Source organism: Allobrachymonas wangyanguii (genome assembly GCF_045055315.1).
GTDB lineage: Bacteria > Pseudomonadota > Gammaproteobacteria > Burkholderiales > Burkholderiaceae_C > Brachymonas > Brachymonas wangyanguii.
On record NZ_CP173677.1, the window covers coordinates 1,755,123 to 1,775,159 of the forward strand.

Below are 20,037 nucleotides of genomic sequence, written 5' to 3' on the forward strand. Positions count from 1 at the left end.
TTACCAGTCCATTTCCATGAAGAACAGCGCCGCCACCGCATCGATCAGGATCACGGTGAAGATCGATTGCACCACCGCCATGGTGGTGTGCTCGCCAACCGATTGCGCACTGCCCTGCACCTTGAAGCCTTCGGCACAGCCGATCATGGCGATCAGCACGGCCATGACCGGGGCCTTGCTCATGCCCAGGTAAAAGTGCAGCGCCGGAATGCTTTCCTGAATGATGGCCATGAACTGGCGCGGCGCGATGTCGAGCACGAGCGCGCACACCAGCATGCCGCCCGCCAGGCCGGACAGCATGGCGATAAAGGTCAGGATCGGCAGCCCGACCAGCAGGGCCAGCACACGCGGAATCACCAGCAGCTCCATCGGGTTCAGGCCCTGGGCGCGGATCGCATCGATTTCCTCGTTGGCGCGCATCGAGCCGATCTGGGCGGCAAAGGCGCTGGCAGTACGGCCGGCCACCAGGATGGCCGCCAGCAGCACGCCGAATTCACGCAAAAAGGCGAAACCGACCAGATTGACGGTGTAGATCGTGGCACCGAAATCGCGCAGGATGGTGGCGCCGAGAAAGGCCACCACGGCACCCACCATGAAGTTCATCAGCACCACGATGGGCACGGCGCGGAAGGTGGTCTGGTCCAGGTGGGCAACCCAGGAAGTGATACGCCAGCGCCAGGGACGGAACAGGATACGGATCGACTGTTCCAGCACCAGACCGATAAAGCCCATGAAGGAGACGGCATGCGACCAGCCGCCCGCCATCAGCTCGCCCAGCGCGGCCAGCGTATCGATGACCGGCACGCGCTTGCGCCGCGGCGGCGGCTCGCCGGTCGTCTGCAGCGCCTGTGCCACCACCTGCAGCAGGGCGCGGCGTTCGGAGGGCAGCGGGGAATCTTCGGCCGCCAGGGCCGCCAGACGCGCGTCACCCAGCAGCTGGTGCAGCAGGCTGGCACCGGCGGTATCGATGGCGCCCAGGGCACCGGCATCGATACGGGTGGCATCGCCCAGATCGGTGTGCAGGCGGCGGACCTCGGCTTCGAGAGCGGCAAAGTGCGGCAGTGTCCAGTCCCCCTGCAGGTGCAGGGTGTCGCTTTCCCGGGCATAGGACAGCCCGGCGGTCTGGCTGGCAGCTCGCTTTTCACTCATCGTGGCATTATAGCAAGGCTTGCCGGCATCGGCAGGCCACGCCACAAATTCCTACAATGTCCTTCCATGACACACGATACACCGCATCTGCACCTGATCTATGCCCGCGCACGCAATGGCGTGATTGGCAAGGACAACCGCCTGCCCTGGCACCTGCCGGAGGATCTGGCGCATTTCAAGCGCCAGACGCTGGGCGCGCCGGTGATCATGGGCCGGCTGACCTGGGACAGCCTGCCGCCGCGTTTCCGGCCGTTGCCGGGCCGCATCAATGTGGTAATCACGCGCCAGACCGGCTGGCAGGCCGAGGGCGCGCAGGTGGCGCACAGCCTGGAGCAGGCGCTGGCGCTGTGCGGCGATGCCGAGGTCGCCTGGGTGATGGGCGGCGCGCAGATCTACACGCAGGCCCTGCCGCTGGCGCGCCGCGTGCTGGTGACGGAAATCGATGCCGATGTCGAGGGCGATGCCCATATGCCGGCACTGGGCGCGGAATGGCAGGAAACCGCGCGCGAGGCGCATGTCAGCGCGGATGGCCTGGGCTATGCGTTCGTGACCTACGAGCGCAAGCGCTGAAGGGCACTCACACTCAATCGGCCTGGCGCTCCAGCGCTTCGCCAATCGCGTAGTAGTGGCCACCCGAGACATGGTGCAGGCTGCGCAGGGCCGGATCGGCCTGCTCGAAATGCCAGCGGCCGTGGTGGAACACGCGTTCATCCGCCCAGGCAGCGGTGATGTTGGCAATGAACAGGTCGTAACTCTGCTGGTTGTGCGCTTCCGGAATCAGCTCGCAGGCCAGCCAGGCGGAACAGCCGGCAACAAAGGGCTGGTCCACGCCGTCCACCTCGAACAGCCCGGCACCGGCCTGTGCCAGCTTGGCCGGCTCATCGTGCCAGCTGTGGCTGCCCAGGTACTGGGTCAGCTCCACCTGCGCCACATTCGGCACCTGGATCACCATGCCACCGCCCTGCTCCACCAGCTCGCGCGTCTTGGCCGACTTGTCCAGCACCACGGTGAGCCGCGGCGGCGCATAATCGAGCACGCAGACCCAGGCCGCGGCCATCACGTTGGAGACGCCGCCGTGGCGCGCCGATACCAGTACCGTGGGGCCGTGGTTGAGAAGCCGGAACGCCTTGTCGAGCGCCACGGGGGTCATGTGGGGAGGCAAATGCATGGTGGAATGGTGCAGCTGCGGCGACAATACGCCCTGCCAGCCAGGAAAATCGTGCAGCCGGAATGATAGCGGCATGGGCCGATTCGTGCGCGGCGCAATCGGGGAAATCCCATGGCCGCGCCGGACTTCCCGTGCCGGCACCCCATCCCTGTTGGAATCATCGTGATCTTCGCCATTCTCCTTTATGCCGCGGCCGTCGTGGCGGCCAACCTGACGATTGCCGCTTTCGGGCCATGGGTCTCGCCGATCAATGCCTTTGTGCTGATCGGCCTGGACCTGACGCTGCGCGACTGGCTGCATGTGCGCGTGCGACCGTGGCAAATGCTGGCAGTGATCGCCGCATCCGGCCTGATCTCCTACCTGTTGAACCCGGCGGCTGGCCAGATTGCCATCGCCAGTGCCATCAGCTTTACGCTGGCAGCGCTGGTGGACTGGCTGGTGTTTGCCTACAGCAAGGGCAGCTGGCTGCAGCGCGCGATGCGCTCGAATATCGCCGGTGCCGCCGTCGATTCGCTGGCGTTTCCGACGCTGGCGTTTGGCGTGCTGATGCCATCGATCGTGATCCTGCAGTTTGTCGCCAAGGTCGCCGGTGGCGCGCTCTGGGCCTATGCGCTACGGCGCCTGTTCGAGAAGCAGGAGCAGGTGCATGGCCAGGGACACCGGCCGTAAATCCGAGCCTGGACGATAATGCCCGCTGGCTGGGTCGCCAGTTGGGTAGCCAGCACCTCCATGCGCTTGTCACACGATGGCAAGCCCTTGTTTTTGAAAAGGAATATCAGCACCATGCAAATCGCCACCTGGAATGTCAACTCGCTCAACGTCCGCCTGCCCCAGGTGCTGGACTGGCTCGCCGCCAACCCGGACGTGGAGATTCTGGCGCTGCAGGAAACCAAGCTGACCGATGACAAGTTTCCGCTGCAGGCGATTGTCGATGCCGGCTACCACTGCGAGTTTTTTGGCCAGAAGACCTATAACGGCGTGGCACTGATCTCGCGCGAGAAGCCGGTCGATGTGGTGCGCAACATCCCGGGCATGGACTGCGACATGGCGCGCGTACTCAGTGGCACCTATACCGCGCCCAACGGCCAGCCGATGCGCGTGGTGGGCGCCTATTTTCCCAATGGCCAGGCGCCGGGCACCGACAAGTTCGCCTACAAGATGCGCTGGCTCGATGCCATGCGCGAATGGCTGCGTGCCGAGCTGCTGCGCACGCCGCAGCTGCTGGTCATGGGCGACTACAACATCACTTTTGACGACCTGGATGTGTGGGACCCAGAAGGCCTGCGCGAAACCATCCATTGCACCACCGAGGAGCGCACCCATCTGCAGGCGCTGATCGGCCTGGGCCTGCACGATAGCCTGCGCCTGTTCCCGCAACCGGAAAAATCGTACAGCTGGTGGGATTACCGCAACTTCGCCTTCCGCCGCAACAACGGCATGCGCATCGACCACATCCTGGTCAGCGACGCGCTCAAGCCGCTGGTACAGGCCTGCGTGATCGACAAGGCACCGCGCCGCAACGAGCGCCCGAGTGACCATACGCCGGTGGTAGTGACACTGGGCGTCTGACCTCTACTTCAAATTACTTTTTGAAATTAAAAAACAAGAAATTATTCGTTTTCAAAATGAAGGCAGCCGGACAAGATGCAGATCTGTCCGGTTTTTCTTTTTTGGAAAGGTAATTTCGATCATGACACGCTCTGACTCCCAAGCCGCCCCCCGCTCACTCCAACGTCGTACCTTGCTGCGTTCCGGCAGTGCCCTGCTGGTCACCATGGGGGCTGGTGCGTTGCTGCAGGCCTGCTCCGGACAGGGCAGCAGCCCGGCCGCCGCGCCGGCCAGTGCCGCATCGGCTCCTGCAGCCGTCGCCTCTGGCAATGGCAAGAACATCACCCTGCTCAACGTCAGCTATGACCCGACGCGCGAGCTGTACGCCGAACTGAACCAGGCCTTTGCCGCGCAGTACCAGAAGGATACCGGCAGCACGGTGACCATCCGCCAGTCGCATGGCGGCTCCGGCAAGCAGGCGCTGTCGGTACTGGGCGGCCTGAAGGCCGATGTGGTGACGCTGGCGCTGGCTGCCGATATCGACGTGCTGGCCAAGCAAGGCCAGCTGCTGCCGGCCGACTGGCAGCAGCGCCTGCCGCACAACAGCACGCCCTACTCCAGCACCATCGTGTTCCTGGTGCGCAAGGGCAACCCCAAGGGCATCCAGGACTGGGGCGACCTGGTCAAGCCGGGCGTAGCCGTGATCACGCCCAACCCCAAGACTTCCGGCGGTGCGCGCTGGAACTATCTGGCGGCCTGGGGCTATGCGCTGGAGAAAAACGGCCAGTCGGCCGAGAAGGCACGTGATTTCGTCTCGCAGCTGTATCGCAACGTGCCGGTGCTGGATTCGGGCGCGCGCGGCTCGCTGATCACCTTTACCCAGCGTGGCCAGGGCGATGTGCTGCTGTCGTGGGAGAACGAGGCCTACATGGCGCTGAAGGAAGCCGGTGGCGACCAGTTCGAGATCGTCACGCCTTCGGTCAGCATCCTGGCCGAACCGCCGGTGGCGCTGGTGGACAAGAACGTGGATGCCAATGGCACCCGCGCTGCCGCCGAGGCCTATCTGCACTACCTGTACACGCCCGAGGCGCAGCGCCTGATCGGCAAGCATTTCTACCGCCCCTCGGATGCCGAGGTGGCGAAGGAGTTTGCCGACAAGTACGCCCAGGTCAAGCTGTTCACGATTGACGAAGTGTCTGGTGGCTGGACCAAGACCCAGCAGGAGCACTTTGCTGATGGCGGTATCTACGACCAGATCTTTGCCAATGCACGCAAATAAGCGCTCCTTATAAGATAAACAACATAACAAAACTACTATTTATTCGTTCCCTGTTGGGTCAGGAGCTCCTAGGATAGCTTCCTGACCCATTTTTTATTCCAACCGATTCCGTATTGCCATGACTTCTGCCCGCCAAGACTCCTCCCGTTCCTTCAGCCGTCGCAGCCTGCTGCGCGGCACCAGCCTGGCGATTGCCGCACTCGGCACCGGCCTGGTGCTGCAAGGCTGCTCCAAGGGCGGCAGCGACGGCGCTGCTTCGGCCGCAGCACCGGCCTCGCAAGCGACCGCTGCAGCCAGCGACAGCAACAAGCTGCTGAACGTGAGCTATGACGTCTCGCGGGAGTTCTACAAGGAACTGAACCCGCTGTTCCAAAAGGACAAGGGCATCGAGGTGCAGCAGTCGCACGGCGGCAGCAGCAAGCAGGTGCGCAGCGTGGCTGATGGTCTGCAGGCCGACGTCGTCACCATGAACCAGGCCAGCGACATCGATTTCCTGGCTGGCAAAGGCCTGGTGGACCAGGACTGGGCGAGCAAGTTCCCGAACAACGCCGCGCCCAATACGTCACTGTCGGTGATTCTGGTGCGCAAGGGCAACCCCAAGCAGATCCACGACTGGGCCGACCTGGCCAAGGCTGGCGTGCAGCCCATCATTCCCAACCCCAAGACCGCCGGCAATGGCCGCTACACCTGGCTGGCCGTGTGGGGCTCGGCACTGAAGTCCGGCGCCAGCGCCGACCAGGCACGCAGCCAGACCGCGCAGGTGTTTGCCAACGTGCCGGTGCTGGACGGCGGCGGCCGTGCCGCCACCACCACCTTTGCCCAGCGCCAGATCGGCGATGCCCTGGCCACGTTCGAGAGCGAAGTGCCGCTGATCAAGAAGGAGTTTGGCGACAACTTCGAGGTGATCTACCCGAAGTGGACGGTGCTGGCCGAAAACCCGGTCGCCATCGTCAACCCGGTGGTGGACAAGAAAGGCACGCGCCAGGCCGCGACCGATTACCTGAACTTCCTGTGGTCGCCGCAGGCACAGGAACTGGCCGCCAAGCACCATCTGCGCCCGCGTGACGAAGCCGTGCTGGCCAAGTTTGCCGATGCCTTCCCGCAGCAGCAGACCTTTACCGTGGACGAGCTGTTCGGCGGCTGGAGCCAGGCCCAGAAGGACCATTTTGCCGATGGCGGCTTCTACGACCAGGCCGTGGCCCAGCAGAAGAAGTAAGCCCGGCCACCCGGGTCGCTCGCCTGAGCGGCCCGCTGCCATCGCCTGATCCGTATCGCCATGAGTTCCGCCACCTTGACCGCCCCTCTTGACCAAGCCCCCCGCCCGCAGCCGGCCCCCAAAGTGCCGGCCGTGGCGGCAACGCGTCGCCCCTGGCGCAATCCGCTGCTGCGCAGCCACAGCATTCTGCCGGGCTTCAACCTGTCGCTCGGCATTTCGGTGCTGTACCTGAGCCTGATCGTGCTGATCCCGCTGGCGACCGTGTTTTTCACCGCCGGCCAGCTCAGCCTGGCGCAGTTCTGGCGCATTGCCAGTGACCCGCAGGTGGTGGCGTCGTACAAGCTGACTTTTGGTGCCTCGCTGGTGGCGGCCAGCATCAACGCCGTGTTCGGCATGCTGGTGGCCTGGGTGCTGGTGCGCTATGAATTCCCCGGCCGCCGCCTGCTCGATGCCATGGTGGATCTGCCGTTTGCGCTGCCGACCGCCGTGGCCGGCATCGCGCTGACCGGCCTGTATGCGCAGAATGGCTGGATCGGCAGCCTGCTGCCGTTCAAGGTCAGCTACACGCCGCTGGGCGTGATGCTGGCACTGACCTTTATCGGCCTGCCCTTCGTGGTGCGCACGGTGCAACCTGTGCTGCAGGACCTGCACCAGGAACAGGAAGAAGCCGCTGCCATGCTGGGTGCCAGCCGGCTGCAGACCTTCCGCCGCGTGATCCTGCCGACGCTGGCGCCGGCGCTGCTGACCGGCTTCTCGCTCGCCTTTGCGCGTGCGCTGGGTGAGTACGGCTCGGTCATCTTCATTGCCGGCAACATCCCGTTCAAGACCGAGATCACCGCGCTGCTCATCATCAGCAAGGTGGAACAGTTCGATATCCCCGGTGCCTCGGTGATTGCCGTGGTGATGCTGCTGGCCGCCTTTGCCATGCTGCTGGCTATCAACCTGCTGCAGGCCTGGAGCCGTCGCCGCACGGCGACCGTCTGACCGGAGGAGAATCCCATGTCTGCTGCTGTTGCCAAACGCCCCACCCCCGTCAACCAGGAACCACTGTGGCTGCGTGTCACGCTGATCAGCATCGCCGTGCTGTTCATGGCGTTGTTCCTGCTGGTACCGCTGTTCAGCATCTTCTATGAAGCGCTGCGCCAGGGCCTGGCGGTGTACTGGGCCGCCATCACCGATCCCGATGCGCTCTCGGCCATCAAGCTGACGCTGCTGGCCGCCGGTATCGCGCTGCCGTTGAACGCGATTTTCGGCATTGCCGCGGCCTGGGCCATCACCAAATTCGATTTCCGCGGCAAGAGCGTGCTGCTGACGCTGATCGACCTGCCGTTTTCCGTATCGCCGGTGATTGCCGGCCTGGCGCTGGTGCTGATCTATGGCGCCAACAGCCTGATCGGCGGCTGGCTGGAAGCACACGGCCTGCAGGTGATTTTCGCCGTGCCGGGCATCGTGATCGCCACCGTGTTCATCACCTTCCCGTTCGTGGCGCGTGAACTGATTCCGCTGATGCAGCAACAGGGCAGCTCCGAGGAAGAAGCGGCGCGCATCCTGGGTGCCAGCGGCTGGCAGATTTTCCGCCGCGTCACGCTGCCCAACATCAAGTGGGCGCTGCTCTACGGCCTGATCCTGAGCAATGCGCGGGCCATGGGCGAGTTTGGTGCCGTGTCCATCGTCTCCGGCCATATCCGCGGCCAGACCAACACCATGCCGCTGCACATCGAGGTGGTCTACAACGAATACCAGTTTGCCGCCGCCTTTGCCGTGTCGTCCCTGCTGGCGCTGCTGGCCCTGGTAACGCTGGTGCTGAAATTCATCGTCGAGCGCCGCGCGCTGCCGGCCCGCTGAGCCACATAAGAGTCAAGAACCATGCAGATTTCGATCCAGAACCTGAACAAGTCCTTTGGCCGCACCGTGGTGTGCGACAACATCAATCTCGACATTGCCAGCGGCGAACTGCTGGCACTGCTGGGCCCGTCCGGCTCCGGCAAGACCTCGCTGCTGCGCGTGCTGGCCGGGCTGGAGCTGCCGGACAGCGGCCAAGTGCGCTTTGGCAACGAGGACGTGACCTATGCCGATGCGCGCCAGCGCAACATCGGCTTCGTGTTCCAGCATTACGCGCTGTTTGCCCACATGACGGTAGCCGATAACGTCGCCTTTGGCCTGACAGTACTGCCGGCCGCGCAGCGCCCGTCGAAAAAGGACATCGCCGAACGCGTGCAGCTGCTGCTGGACAAGGTGCAGCTGGGCGCGCTGGGCAAGCGCTACCCGCACCAGCTCTCGGGCGGCCAGCGCCAGCGCGTGGCACTGGCGCGTGCGCTGGCCACGCAGCCGCGCGTGCTGCTGCTGGACGAACCGTTTGGCGCGCTCGATGCCAAGGTGCGCAAGGAGCTGCGCCGCTGGCTGCGCCAGATCCACCACGACATGGGCGTGACCAGCATCTTCGTCACGCACGACCAGGAAGAAGCGCTGGAGGTGGCGGACCGTGTGGTGGTGATGAACGCCGGCCACATCGAGCAGGTTGGCAGCCCGAACGAAGTCTACGAGAACCCCGCCACGCCCTTCGTGATGGAGTTTCTGGGCGATGTCAACCGCCTGCACCCGCAAGGCGGCGCCACGCCGACCTATGTGCGCCCGCACCAGATCGACGTGCTGCCCGCGCTGGCCAACGAGGCAGCGCCGCAAGGCAGCATCTCGGCGGTCTGGAAGCAGACCCAGATCGTCGGCCCCTACAGCTATATGGAGTTCGAGCGCGAAGACGATCGCCATCTGGTCGATGTGCAACTCACGCGCAGCGAGCACCGCCAGCTGGAGCAGCGCCTGCAGTTTGCCCCCGGCACACGCGTCTGGCTGCGGCCGAGCAAGGTGACGGAGTTTGTCGATGCGGGGGCGGGTATCTGACACGCCAGGCAGGTCTTGGCAGTTTTCTATAATGGCATGCGCGGTCTGAGTACCGCGCTTTTTTGTGCCTCCTGGCACAGCTGTTTAAGCTGCCACGATTCCGCGTGGCGGCGGCTTGATCCCAATCGGAGAACCCCATGTCCCACGCTACCCGCCGTGTGGCGCTGCGCACTGCCTGTGCGCTGGCAGCCGCGACCGCCTTCCTGACGCCGCTGCAGGCGTCTGCTGCCAGCCAGGTGTTGCGCGTCTCTGCCATCCCCGACGAAGCCCCGACCGAGCTGCAGCGCAAGTTTGCGCCGCTCGGCAAGTACCTGGAAGCCCAGACCGGCATGAAGGTGCAGTTCACCCCGGTGACCGATTACGCCGCCGTGGTGGAAGCGCTAGCCACCAACAAGATCGATCTGGCCTGGCTCGGTGGCTTCACCTATGTGCAGGCCAATATCCGCACCAAGGGAGCTGCCACGCCCATCGTGCAGCGCGCCGAGGACGAGCGTTTCACCACAAAATTCATCACCACCGATCCGGCGATCCGCAGCCTGGCCGACCTGAAGGGCAAGCGCTTCGTGTTTGGTTCGCCCTCCTCCACCTCGGGCAACCTGATGCCGCGTTACTACCTGCAGCAGGCGAAGATCCAGCCCGAGAAGGATTTCCGCACTGTCGCCTATTCCGGCGCGCATGACGCCACCGCGGCCTTTGTCTCCGCCGGCCGCGCGGAAGCCGGCGCGCTGAACGCCTCGGTCTGGGACAAGCTGGTCGAGCAGAAGAAGATCGATCCGAACAAGGTGCGCGTGTTCTACACCACGCCGGGCTACCACGACTACAACTGGACCGTGCGCGGCGGAATGGACCCGGCGCTGGTACGCAAGCTCAGCGCCGCCTTCCTGAACCTGAACCCGGCCAACCCGCAGCACAAGCAGATCCTGGAGCTGCAGCGCGCCAGCAAGTTCATCCCGACGCAAAAGTCCAACTACGACAAGATCGAACAGGCCGCGCGCTCCGCCGGCCTGCTGAAGTAAGCACCGCATGGCCTTCGCACTCGAAGGGGTCGGCCTGCGCTATGCCAACGGCCATGCCGGCCTGAGCGACATCACGCTGTCGGCCCGACAAGGTGAATGCCTGGCGCTGGTCGGACCATCCGGTGCCGGCAAGAGCTCGCTGCTCGGCGTGCTCGGCTCGGCGCTGGTGCCCACCAGCGGGCAGGTTCGACTCCTGTGCGAAACCGTGCCCAGTGGCCGCGCGCTGCGCCAGCTGCGCAGCCGCATCGGCATGGTGCACCAGGCGCCACCGCTGCCGGCGCGCCAGCGCGTCGTCACCAGCGTGCTGGCCGGCAAGCTCGGCCAATGGCCGTGGTGGAAAAGCCTGCTGTCGCTGGCGTATCCCCAGGACATGGCCGGTGCGCAACAGACGCTGGCGCGGCTGGAACTGGCCGACAAGCTGTTCAGCCGTTGCGACCAGCTCTCCGGCGGCCAGCTGCAACGTGTCGGCATCGCCCGTACGCTGTACCAGGCACCGGAACTGCTGCTGGCCGATGAACCGGTCTCGGCGCTGGACCCGACGCTGGCGCTGGCCACGGTGCAGCTGCTGGTGGACGATGCACGGGCGCGCCAGGCCACGCTGGTGACCAGCCTGCACGCGGTGGACCTAGCGCTGCGCTGCTTTGACCGCATCGTCGGCGTGCGCGAAGGCCGCATCGCCTTTGACCTGCCGGCCGCCGAAGTCACGCAGCCGCTGCTGCAACAGCTCTATGCCGGCGAGTCGCCGCAAGCCACCCCCGCCGCACAGCCGATCCAGGCCACGATCCAGGTGGGCCACTGCTGACATGGCAAAGGCTCGTCACCACGCCTTGCGCGATCCCGCCGCGCCACGCCGGCTTGGCTGGCTGATCGCCGCCATCATCATCCTCTGGCCGCTGTGGCGCACCGCGCAGATCCAGCCGGCCCTGTTGCTGGACCCGGCCAACCTGGAAACCATGGGCCTGTTTCTGGGCAGCTTTCTGCCGCCCTCGACCGAAGGCTTTTTCCTCGGCCTGCTCTGGCAGGCGACGCTGGAAACACTGGCGATTGCCACCGTCGGCATGCTGCTGGCCTTGCTGCTGGCGATTCCGCTCGGCTATCTGGCCAGCAATGCGGCACGCACCCGGCTGCAACGCAACCCACTGAGCCGCTCCATCCTGACGCTGCTGCGCAGCATCCCGGAACTGGTCTGGGCGCTGGTGTTCGTGCGCGTGTTCGGCCTCGGTCCGGCGGCCGGCATCATGGCACTGGGCCTGACCTACGGCGGCATGCTCGGCAAGGTCTATGCCGAAATCCTGGAATCGGTGCCGCAACAGCCAGCCCTGGCGCTGCGCCATGCCGGTGCACGGCGCCCGCTGGCGCTGCTGTACGGCGTGCTGCCAGTGGCCGCGCGCGAACTGGTGTCGTACACCGTCTACCGCTGGGAATGCGCGATCCGCGCCTCGGTGGTGATGGGCTTTGTCGGTGCCGGTGGCCTGGGCCAGCTGATGGACCAGGCCATGAAAATGCTCAACGGCAGCGAGGCCGCCAGCATCCTGATCGCCTTCCTGCTGCTGGTCACAGCGGCGGATCTGCTCTCGTCCCGGCTGCGCCACTGGCTCGATACGCCACCGGCGGCACGGCACGCACCTTTTGGCTGGCGCACCCTGCTGACGCTGCTGCTGGGCACGATTGGCGTCTGGGCCAGCCTGCGCCTGCTGCAGATCGACTGGAGCCTGCTCTGGGCCGAGGGCGCGCTGGAATCGATGCGCGATTTCGTCGCCGGCTTTTTCCCACCTGACCTGTCGCCGGACTGGTGGCTGACGATTCTGCAGGCGAGCTGGGAGACGCTGGCGATGTCGGTGATGGGCACGCTGATCGCCGCCGTGCTCGGGCTGCTGCTGGCGCTGGCACGGCCACGCCCGCTCTGGAGCATGGTCAACAACGTGCTGCGCTCGGTGCCGGAACTGGTCTGGGCCACGCTGACAGTGCTGGCAGTCGGCCTGGGCGCTTTTGCCGGCACGCTGGCGCTGGCGCTGCATACCGCCGGCGTGCTCGGCCGGCTCTATGGCGAGGCACTGGACAACACACCGCCGCAACCTTCCGCCGCCTTGCAGCACAGTGGCGCGCTGCGCTGGCAAGGATTCCTGTACGGCACGCTGCCCGCCGTGGCACCACAGCTGCTGGCCTACACGCTGTACCGCTGGGAAATGAATATCCGCATGGCCGCCGTGCTCGGCTTTGTCGGCGCCGGCGGGCTCGGCCAGCTGCTCTATGTGGAGCTGTCGCTGTTCAACTACGCGCAGGCAGCCGGCGTGATCCTGGCGATGCTGCTGCTGTCGCTGCTGGTTGATGCCGGCAGTGGCTGGCTGCGGCGCTGGCTGGTGCGCGCCGGCTGAGCCTCAGCGGCTGTCGCGCAGACCAAATCCCGGCCAGACCCACATCGCCAGCGTCCAGCACAGCAATGCCCAGCTGGCACCACCGGCCCAGCCGGCCAGCACATCGGTCGGCCAGTGCACGCCCAGGTAGACGCGGCTGAGCCCGACCAGCAGCGCCACCAGCATCGCCGAGGAGACGACGAAAATCTCCAGCCGGCGCTCGGTCAATAGCCGCGCCAGCAGCACGCCCAGCGTCAGGTAGACCAGTGTCGAGATCATGGCGTGGCCGCTGGGAAAACTGGTGGTCAGCACGGTATCGCCGTGCGGAAACAGGTCCGGGCGCGGCCGCTGGAACAGCGCCTTGAGCAGAAAGGACAGGCCAGTGCCCAGCGAGGTGGACAGCAGCACATACAGCGCCATGCCGCGCCGCCCCAGCAGCCAGAGGAACAGCACGACCAGGATCACCAGCAGGCTCAGCACCGAGGTGCTGCCCAGCGCCGTGATGTCGCGCGCGGCCTGATCCAGCCAGGCCGGACCGGCGGCCTGCTGCAGGTTGGCAGGATCGCGCATAGCCAGCAGGATAGCGCGGTCGAGTGCGCCGGTTTCACCCTCGAACACTTCTTCGGCCACGGCAATGAACAGCCACAAGCCGATGGTCGCCAGCAGCGCCATGCCCAGCAGCAGTGGTTCGGGACGTCGGATCGGCAGGCGCATGGGGATTCCTTCTGGATAGCGGCAACCCTGCCATTATCCGGCCTGCACACGGCCCTGCTGCCAGGCAGACATCGCCGGAATCGCGCACAATCAGGGCATGACTACATCGGACACCCCCTCCCGCAAGCGCTGCGTGGTGCTGACCGGCGCCGGCATCAGCGCCGACAGCGGACTCGATACCTTCCGCGGTGCCGGCGGCCTGTGGGAAGGCCACCGTGTGGAAGACGTGGCCACGCCCGAGGCCTTTGCCCGCGACCCGCAGCTGGTGCTGGATTTCTACAACGCGCGCCGCCGCCAGCTGCGTGACGTGCAGCCCAACTCGGCACACTACGCCCTGGCCGCGCTGGAAGAAGCCTGCGATGTCTACATCGTGACGCAGAACGTGGACAACCTGCACGAGCGCGCCGGCAGCAGCCGTGTGCTGCACCTGCATGGCGAGCTGACCAAGCTGCGCAGCCAGGATGACGAAGCGCATGTGATCGAGTGGCATGGCGACCAGCCGCCGGACATGAAGGATCCGGCCGGCGCACCGATGCGCCCGCACATCGTCTGGTTTGGCGAACCGGTGCCGCTGATCGAGGACGCCGTGGACCTGATCAGCGATGCCGACATCGTGATGGTGATCGGCACCTCGCTCAAGGTCTATCCGGCTGCCGGGCTGGTCGAATTTGCGCCGGACGATGCGCTCTGCGTGCTGATCGATCCGCACCCGAACCTGGGGCCGTCCGTGGCGGACCGTGAACTGTTCGTCGTGGAAGAACGCGCCGCTACCGGCGTGCCGCGCGTGGTGCAGGCGCTGCTCGAGCAGCTTTGAACGCCCGGCTTACAGCAGGAACAGCGTCGCCAGTGCCAGGAACACGCCAAAGCCGATGCCGTCGGTGAGCATGGTCAGCACCACGCCGCCGGCCAGTGCCGGGTCCAGCCCAAGGCGCTGCAGCAGCAGCGGAATCATGGCGCCGCTCAGCGTGCCGTTGACCAAGTTGATGAACACCGCAATGGCAAACACCGCCGCCAACGCCGGTTTGTCAAACCAGACCAGCGCCACCGCACCGACGATCATCGCCCAGAACAGGCCGTTGAGCGTGGCCACGGCCAGCTCGCGCCGCATCAGCGCGCCGGTGTTGCGCCGGCTCACCTGCTCGGTCGCCAGGCCGCGCGTGACCAGGGTCAGTGTCTGGTTGCCGGCCACGCCGCCCATGCTGGCCACCACCGGCATCAGCACCGCCAGCGCCACCATCGCCTCGATCGCGCCGCCAAAGCGGCCAATGATCCAGGCCGAGATCAGGGCATTGAACAGGTTGACACCGAGCCAGATGGCGCGTGAGCGCACGCTGCGGCCGACCGGCTCGAACAGGTCCGATTCCTGATCCAGGCCGGCTGCGGCCAGCGCGCTGTGCTCGGCCTCTTCCTCCAGCACGTCCACCATGTCGTCAATCGTGATCCGGCCCAGCAGCTGCCCCTGGTCATCGAGTACCGGTGCCGAGACCCAGTTGCGGTCGCGGAAACGGCGCGCCACCTTGGTCGCCGGCATCGTCACCGGCACGCCCTCGACACTGGTATCCATGACTTCGCGCACCAGCTTGTCACCGCCTAGCGAGACCAGATCAACCAGCGACAGCACTCCCTGGAAACGCCCGGCGGCATCGATCACCATCAGGCTGTCGGTCGTCGCCGGCATCACGTTCTGCTGCTTGCGCCGCATCATGCGCAGATAGCGCCGCACCACCGACAGGCGCATGTCGTCGCGGACCACGATCGCATCCGCATCCATCATGCCGCCGGCGCTGTCTTCCGGATACTGGCGCAGCTGGTCCAGCCGTTCACGCCGCTGTGCGTTCATGTCGCGCACCACCGCCTGCATCACCTGCGGCGGCAAGCGGTCGTACAGGTCGGCCAGCGCATCCAGATCCAGGCCGTGGATCGCCTCGGCCAGCCGCTGCGCCTTGGTCGCGCCAATCAGCTGCTCGCGCACGCTGTCGCTGGTCTCGATCATCACCGCGCCCAGCGCCGCTGGCTCCAGCTCGGCGGCCACGCGCAGGCGCTGCCGCTTGGGCAGGCCTTCCAGCACGCCGGCGATATCGGCCGGGTGCAGGGTACGCAGCAGCGCGCGCAAGGCTTCGGGCGAGGCGTCTTGCACCAGCTCGGCGACGCGGTCGGCCAGCTCGCTGTTGTTCAGCAGGGAAGGTTGGGATGCCATCGGGTGTTTCAGGAACAAAGCCGTACACCCTAACCAATCGCGACAGCCCTTGTCAAGCCGACAAGCGCATGTCACGCAAACGACAAATAGCCTTCACGAACCTGCCACAGCGGATTCATACCATGCCTGCAGGCGGTCACCTTGGTGCACCGCAGCAAATGCCGAAGGAAGACCATGAAGATTGCGATTGCCGGAACCGGATACGTGGGCATGTCGATTGCGGTACTGCTGGCCCAGCACCATGAAGTGGTGGCGCTGGACATCGTGCCGCAGCGGGTAGACCTGATCAACGCCGGCCAGTCACCGATTGCCGATGCCGACATCGAGCACTACCTGCAGCACCAGCCGTTGCAGCTGCGTGCCACGCTGGATGCGCAGGACGCCTACCGCCAGGCCGATTACGTGGTGATCGCCACGCCGACCGACTACGACCCCGAAACCGGCAGCTTTGACACCAGCTCGGTCGAGGTGGTGATCCGCCAGGTGATGCAGCTGGCACCGCAGGCGGTGATGGTGATCAAGTCCACCATCCCGGTCGGCTTTACCGACCGCATGCGGCGCGAACTCGGCACCGAGCAGCTGATCTTCTCGCCCGAATTCCTGCGTGAAGGCAAGGCGCTGCACGACAACCTGCACCCCTCGCGCATCATCATCGGCGAAGATTCGGTACGCGCACGCCAGTTTGCCGGCCTGCTGCAACAAGGCGCGCTGCGCCAGGACGTGCCGGTGGTGTTTACCGGCTCTACCGAAGCCGAGGCGGTCAAGCTGTTCTCCAACACCTACCTGGCGATGCGCGTGGCCTACTTCAACGAGCTGGACACCTATGCCGCCACGCACGGTCTGGACACGCGCCAGATCGTCGAGGGCGTCGGCCTGGATCCGCGCATCGGCAAGCACTACAACAACCCGTCCTTTGGCTATGGCGGCTACTGCCTGCCCAAGGACACGCAGCAGCTGCTGGCCAACTACCGCGACGTGCCGCAAAACCTGATCCGCGCGATTGTCGATTCCAACATCACGCGCAAGGATTTCATCGCTGACGAAATCATCCGCAAGGAGCCGCGCGTGGTTGGCGTGTTCCGCCTGATCATGAAAGCCGGCTCGGACAACTTCCGCTCGTCCAGCGTGCAAGGCATCATGAAGCGCATCAAGGGCAAGGGCATCGAGGTCATTGTCTACGAGCCGGCACTGGACGAATCGCACTTCTTCAACTCGCGCGTGCTGCGCGACCTGGACGCCTTCAAGCAGCAGGCCGACGTGATCCTGGCCAACCGCCACAGCCCGCTGCTGGACGATGTGGCCCACAAGGTCTACACGCGCGACCTGTTCGGCAACGACTGAATCCCTGATCCTGGGGGCATGACCCCATGAGCCATGCGGATTAATAAATGTAACAAGGAAAATTTCGGACACAAGGGGTAATCCCTTAGACCTCCCTATGAAGGCTGCCGAAGCCTTCAGCACACATATCACGGTTCAGGCAATTGTCAGGGAAAACCTGAGTCCGGTCGTGCTTTTCTGCAGCGTAGACTGCGCCGGTTCCACATTCAACCGGTATGCAGCACGATGAGCGACATCATTCTCGAAGCCAGGGACCTGACCAAGGAATTCAAGGGATTCGTGGCGGTCAACAAGGTCAACCTCCAGGTACAGCGCGGTGACATCCACGTCCTGATCGGCCCCAACGGCGCCGGCAAGACCACCTGCTTCAACCTCCTGACCAAGTTCCTCAAGCCCACCTCCGGCCAGATCATCTACAACGGCCAGGACATCACCGGCGAGGAACCTGCCTCCATCGCACGCAAGGGCATCGTGCGCTCCTTCCAGATCTCCGCCGTCTTCCCGCACATGACCGTGCTGGAAAACGTCCGCCTGGGCATGCAGCGCAAGCTCGGCGTCTCCTACCACTTCTGGCGTCCGCAAAAGGTGCTGAACCAGCTCAACGACCGCTGCATGCAGCTGCTCGCCGAAGTCAAGCTGGAACAGTTCGCCGACGAGCTCGCCGTCAACCTGCCCTACGGCCGCAAGCGCGCCCTCGAAATCGCCGCCACCCTGGCGATGGAACCCGAGCTGATGCTACTGGACGAGCCGACCCAGGGCATGGGCCACGAGGACGTCGGCCACGTCACCGACCTGATCAAGCAGGTCTCCGCCGGCCGCACCATCATGATGGTCGAGCACAACATGAAGGTCGTCTCCACCATCGCCGACACCATCACCGTACTGCAGCATGGTGCCGTGCTGGCCGAGGGCGATTACGCCACCGTTTCCAACAACCCCCAGGTGATGGAGGCCTATATGGGCACCACTGCCGGCGAACTGCAGGGAGCCCACTGAGATGCAAGCCGTGACCGAACCCGTGTCTACCACCCGAAGCAGCAGCACCACCCCGGTGCTGGAGATCAAGGACCTGCACGCCTGGTATGGCGAATCGCACATCCTGCATGGCGTCAACCTGACCGTGAACAAGGGCGAGGTGGTCAGCCTGCTGGGCCGCAACGGTGCCGGCCGCACCACCACGCTGCGCGCCATCATGGGCCTGACCGGCAAGCGCCGTGGCTCGATCCGCATCAATGGCGAGGAGACGATCCGCATGCGCACCTTCCGCATCGCCCACATGGGTGTGGGCTACTGCCCGGAAGAGCGCGGCATCTTTGCCAGCCTGAGCTGCGAGGAGAACCTGTACCTGCCGCCGCGCGTGCGCAGCAAGCAGCCGCAGCCGCCGATGCGCACCAAGGAAATCTACGAGATGTTCCCCAACCTGGAGCGTCGCAAGAACAGCCCGGGCACGCGCCTGTCCGGTGGCGAGCAGCAGATGCTGGCGGTGGCGCGCATCCTGCACACCGGCGCCAACCTGCTGCTGCTCGACGAGATCTCCGAAGGCCTGGCGCCGGTGATCGTGCAGGCACTGGCACGCATGATCACCATGCTCAAGGAGAAGGGCTACACGGTGGTGATGGTGGAGCAGAACTTCCACTTCGCCGCACCGCTGGCCGACCGCATGTACGTCATGGAGCACGGCGAGATCATCGAGCAGTTCTCTTCTGACCAGCTGCAGGAAAAGATGCCCGTGCTCAACCAGCTGCTTGGCGTCTGATCCACCCACCTTCTTTTTCCCATTTTTTCACCCACGCACTCCAATTACACACCCCAGGAGACACACCATGAAAATCAAGCAAACCGCTACCCTGACCGCGATCGCTGCATCGATCCTGATGCTGACTGCCTGCGGCAAGCAGGCCAGCACCACCGCTCCGGCAGCATCCGGTGCCAGCGGCGCCACGGCAGCCGCTCCGGCCGCTGGCGGTGACGTGATCCGCGTTGGCTTCACCACCGACATGTCCGGCGTCTACTCCGACGTGGACGGCAAGGCTGGCGCCGAAGCGATCCAGATGGCAATCGACGACTTTGGCGGCGAAGTGCTGGGCAAGAAGGTCGAGCTGGTCAGCGCCGACCACCAGAACAAGGCCGACATCGCAGCCTCCAAGGCACGCGAGTGGCTGGACCAGAGCAACGTGCAGATGATGATCGGTGGCACCAACTCCGCGACCGCCCTGGCCACGGCCAAGATCATGGCCGAGAAGAAGAAGCCCTACTTCATCATCGGTGCCGGCTCTGCCCGCATCACCAACGAGGACTGCACGCCCTACAACGTGCACTACGCCTATGACACCGTGGCGCTGGCACGCGTAGCCGGCAAGGCGCTGATCGAGCGTGGCGACAAGAGCTGGTACTTCCTGACCGCTGACTACGCCTTCGGCCACTCGCTGGAGAAGGATACCGCCGACATCGTGAAGGCGGGCGGCGGCGAGGTGCTGGGGTCAGTCAAGGTGCCGCTGGGCAACTCCGACTTCTCTTCCTTCCTGCTGCAGGCCAAGCAGTCCAAGGCCCAGGTGCTGGGCCTGGCCAACGCCGGTGGCGACTTCATCAACAGCGTGAAGGCGGCCAACGAGTTCGGCCTGTCCAAGGACATGAAGCTGGCCGGCCTGCTGGTGTTCATCAACGACGTGCACGCACTGGGCCTGAAGGACGCACAGGGCCTGCTGGCTACCACCAGCTGGTACTGGAACCAGAACGACGACACGCGCAAGTTCGCCAAGCGCTTCTACGAGAAGTTCAACCGCATGCCGAGCATGCTGCAGGCGGCTGACTACTCTGCCACCACCACCTGGCTGAACGCCGTCAAGACCGCCGGCACCACCGACGGTGACAAGGTGATGGAAGTGATCAAGAGCACGCCGATCAACGACATGTTCGTGAAGGACGGCAAGGTGCGTGAAGACGGCCGCCTGATGCAGACCATGTACCTGATGCAGGTCAAGACGCCCGAAGAGTCCAAGGAGCCCTGGGACTACTACAAGGAAGTGAAGGCCGTGCCAGGCGAGGAAGCCTACACCCCGCTGGCCGACTCCAAGTGCAGCTTCGTCAAGAAGTCCTGATCTGACTGACGATCCCGCGGCTGCCGCACTGGCGGCAGTCCGCTGACGCGCCGGGCCAT

At 64.9% G+C, this 20,037-nt stretch carries 20 protein-coding genes; 16 read left to right on the forward strand and 4 right to left on the reverse strand.

Annotated features, from left to right (window positions below):
• Positions 1-1,149 (reverse strand): ABC transporter permease, encoded by a 1,149-nt coding sequence (locus tag ACI3EV_RS08545; RefSeq protein ID WP_337692139.1) that lies wholly within the window; start codon positions 1,147-1,149, stop codon positions 1-3.
• A 66-nt stretch (positions 1,150-1,215) separates the two neighbouring features.
• Here ACI3EV_RS08545 and ACI3EV_RS08550 point away from each other — a divergent pair, with 66 nt between their 5' ends.
• Positions 1,216-1,719 (forward strand): dihydrofolate reductase, encoded by a 504-nt coding sequence (locus tag ACI3EV_RS08550; protein ID WP_018716045.1) that lies wholly within the window; start codon positions 1,216-1,218, stop codon positions 1,717-1,719.
• 13 nt (positions 1,720-1,732) lie between these two features.
• Here ACI3EV_RS08550 and ACI3EV_RS08555 read toward each other — a convergent pair whose 3' ends face one another.
• The gene (locus ACI3EV_RS08555; protein WP_405198065.1) at positions 1,733-2,317 is read right to left on the reverse strand and encodes a flavin reductase family protein; all 585 of its coding nucleotides are present in this window, start codon (positions 2,315-2,317) and stop codon (positions 1,733-1,735) included.
• A 162-nt stretch (positions 2,318-2,479) separates the two neighbouring features.
• Between ACI3EV_RS08555 and ACI3EV_RS08560 the strand changes: the two genes are divergently transcribed.
• The 10 genes from ACI3EV_RS08560 (at position 2,480) to phnE (ending at position 12,649) form a co-directional block, all read left to right on the forward strand.
• Positions 2,480-2,986 carry a VUT family protein gene (locus tag ACI3EV_RS08560; RefSeq protein WP_337692140.1) on the forward strand — a complete coding sequence of 169 codons (507 nt, stop codon included), beginning with the start codon at positions 2,480-2,482 and terminating at the stop codon, positions 2,984-2,986.
• 114 nt (positions 2,987-3,100) lie between these two features.
• Positions 3,101-3,886 carry an exodeoxyribonuclease III gene (gene xth, locus ACI3EV_RS08565; protein ID WP_337692141.1) on the forward strand — a complete coding sequence of 262 codons (786 nt, stop codon included), beginning with the start codon at positions 3,101-3,103 and terminating at the stop codon, positions 3,884-3,886.
• A 205-nt stretch (positions 3,887-4,091) separates the two neighbouring features.
• Entirely contained in the window at positions 4,092-5,144 is a 1,053-nt protein-coding gene (locus ACI3EV_RS08570) for a sulfate ABC transporter substrate-binding protein (protein ID WP_405198066.1), read from the forward strand.
• A gap of 118 nt (positions 5,145-5,262) precedes the next feature.
• Positions 5,263-6,360 (forward strand): sulfate ABC transporter substrate-binding protein, encoded by a 1,098-nt coding sequence (locus ACI3EV_RS08575; RefSeq protein WP_337692142.1) that lies wholly within the window; start codon positions 5,263-5,265, stop codon positions 6,358-6,360.
• 60 nt (positions 6,361-6,420) lie between these two features.
• On the forward strand, positions 6,421-7,344 hold the full coding sequence (gene cysT, locus ACI3EV_RS08580; RefSeq protein WP_337692143.1) for a sulfate ABC transporter permease subunit CysT: 924 nt from the start codon (positions 6,421-6,423) through the stop codon (positions 7,342-7,344).
• Between the two features lie 15 nt (positions 7,345-7,359).
• Complete coding sequence (cysW, locus tag ACI3EV_RS08585; RefSeq protein ID WP_337692144.1) at positions 7,360-8,205, forward strand: sulfate ABC transporter permease subunit CysW; 846 nt, start codon at positions 7,360-7,362, stop codon at positions 8,203-8,205.
• Positions 8,206-8,226: 21 nt separating this feature from the next.
• A complete protein-coding gene (locus ACI3EV_RS08590; RefSeq protein WP_337692145.1) occupies positions 8,227-9,258 on the forward strand; it encodes a sulfate ABC transporter ATP-binding protein in 1,032 nt (343 codons plus the stop codon).
• Between the two features lie 137 nt (positions 9,259-9,395).
• Positions 9,396-10,274 (forward strand): putative selenate ABC transporter substrate-binding protein, encoded by an 879-nt coding sequence (locus ACI3EV_RS08595; protein WP_337692146.1) that lies wholly within the window; start codon positions 9,396-9,398, stop codon positions 10,272-10,274.
• A gap of 7 nt (positions 10,275-10,281) precedes the next feature.
• The gene (locus tag ACI3EV_RS08600; RefSeq protein WP_337692147.1) at positions 10,282-11,076 is read left to right on the forward strand and encodes a phosphonate ABC transporter ATP-binding protein; all 795 of its coding nucleotides are present in this window, start codon (positions 10,282-10,284) and stop codon (positions 11,074-11,076) included.
• 1 nt (position 11,077) lies between these two features.
• Entirely contained in the window at positions 11,078-12,649 is a 1,572-nt protein-coding gene (phnE, locus tag ACI3EV_RS08605) for a phosphonate ABC transporter, permease protein PhnE (RefSeq protein WP_337692148.1), read from the forward strand.
• 3 nt (positions 12,650-12,652) lie between these two features.
• On the opposite strand, the gene ACI3EV_RS08610 is transcribed toward phnE, so the two are convergent.
• Complete coding sequence (locus ACI3EV_RS08610; protein ID WP_329771076.1) at positions 12,653-13,342, reverse strand: phosphatase PAP2 family protein; 690 nt, start codon at positions 13,340-13,342, stop codon at positions 12,653-12,655.
• A 97-nt stretch (positions 13,343-13,439) separates the two neighbouring features.
• On the opposite strand from ACI3EV_RS08610, the gene ACI3EV_RS08615 reads away from it, so the two are divergent.
• Positions 13,440-14,156, forward strand: coding sequence for an NAD-dependent deacylase (locus ACI3EV_RS08615; protein ID WP_337692149.1), 717 nt, complete (start codon positions 13,440-13,442; stop codon positions 14,154-14,156).
• 9 nt (positions 14,157-14,165) lie between these two features.
• Here the strand turns inward: ACI3EV_RS08615 and mgtE are convergent, their stop codons facing one another.
• Entirely contained in the window at positions 14,166-15,539 is a 1,374-nt protein-coding gene (gene mgtE / locus ACI3EV_RS08620; RefSeq protein WP_337692150.1) for a magnesium transporter, read from the reverse strand.
• Positions 15,540-15,713: 174 nt separating this feature from the next.
• Between mgtE and ACI3EV_RS08625 the strand changes: the two genes are divergently transcribed.
• The 4 genes from ACI3EV_RS08625 to ACI3EV_RS08640 all read left to right on the forward strand — a co-directional run bounded on the left by ACI3EV_RS08625 (position 15,714) and on the right by ACI3EV_RS08640 (position 19,978).
• Entirely contained in the window at positions 15,714-16,880 is a 1,167-nt protein-coding gene (locus ACI3EV_RS08625) for a nucleotide sugar dehydrogenase (protein WP_337692151.1), read from the forward strand.
• 225 nt (positions 16,881-17,105) lie between these two features.
• Complete coding sequence (locus ACI3EV_RS08630; RefSeq protein ID WP_337692152.1) at positions 17,106-17,876, forward strand: ABC transporter ATP-binding protein; 771 nt, start codon at positions 17,106-17,108, stop codon at positions 17,874-17,876.
• Between the two features lie 22 nt (positions 17,877-17,898).
• Positions 17,899-18,636, forward strand: a complete 738-nt coding sequence (locus ACI3EV_RS08635; RefSeq protein WP_405197984.1) for an ABC transporter ATP-binding protein — start codon at positions 17,899-17,901, stop codon at positions 18,634-18,636.
• A gap of 118 nt (positions 18,637-18,754) precedes the next feature.
• On the forward strand, positions 18,755-19,978 hold the full coding sequence (locus ACI3EV_RS08640) for an ABC transporter substrate-binding protein (protein ID WP_405198067.1): 1,224 nt from the start codon (positions 18,755-18,757) through the stop codon (positions 19,976-19,978).
• Positions 19,979-20,037 lie beyond the last annotated feature (59 nt).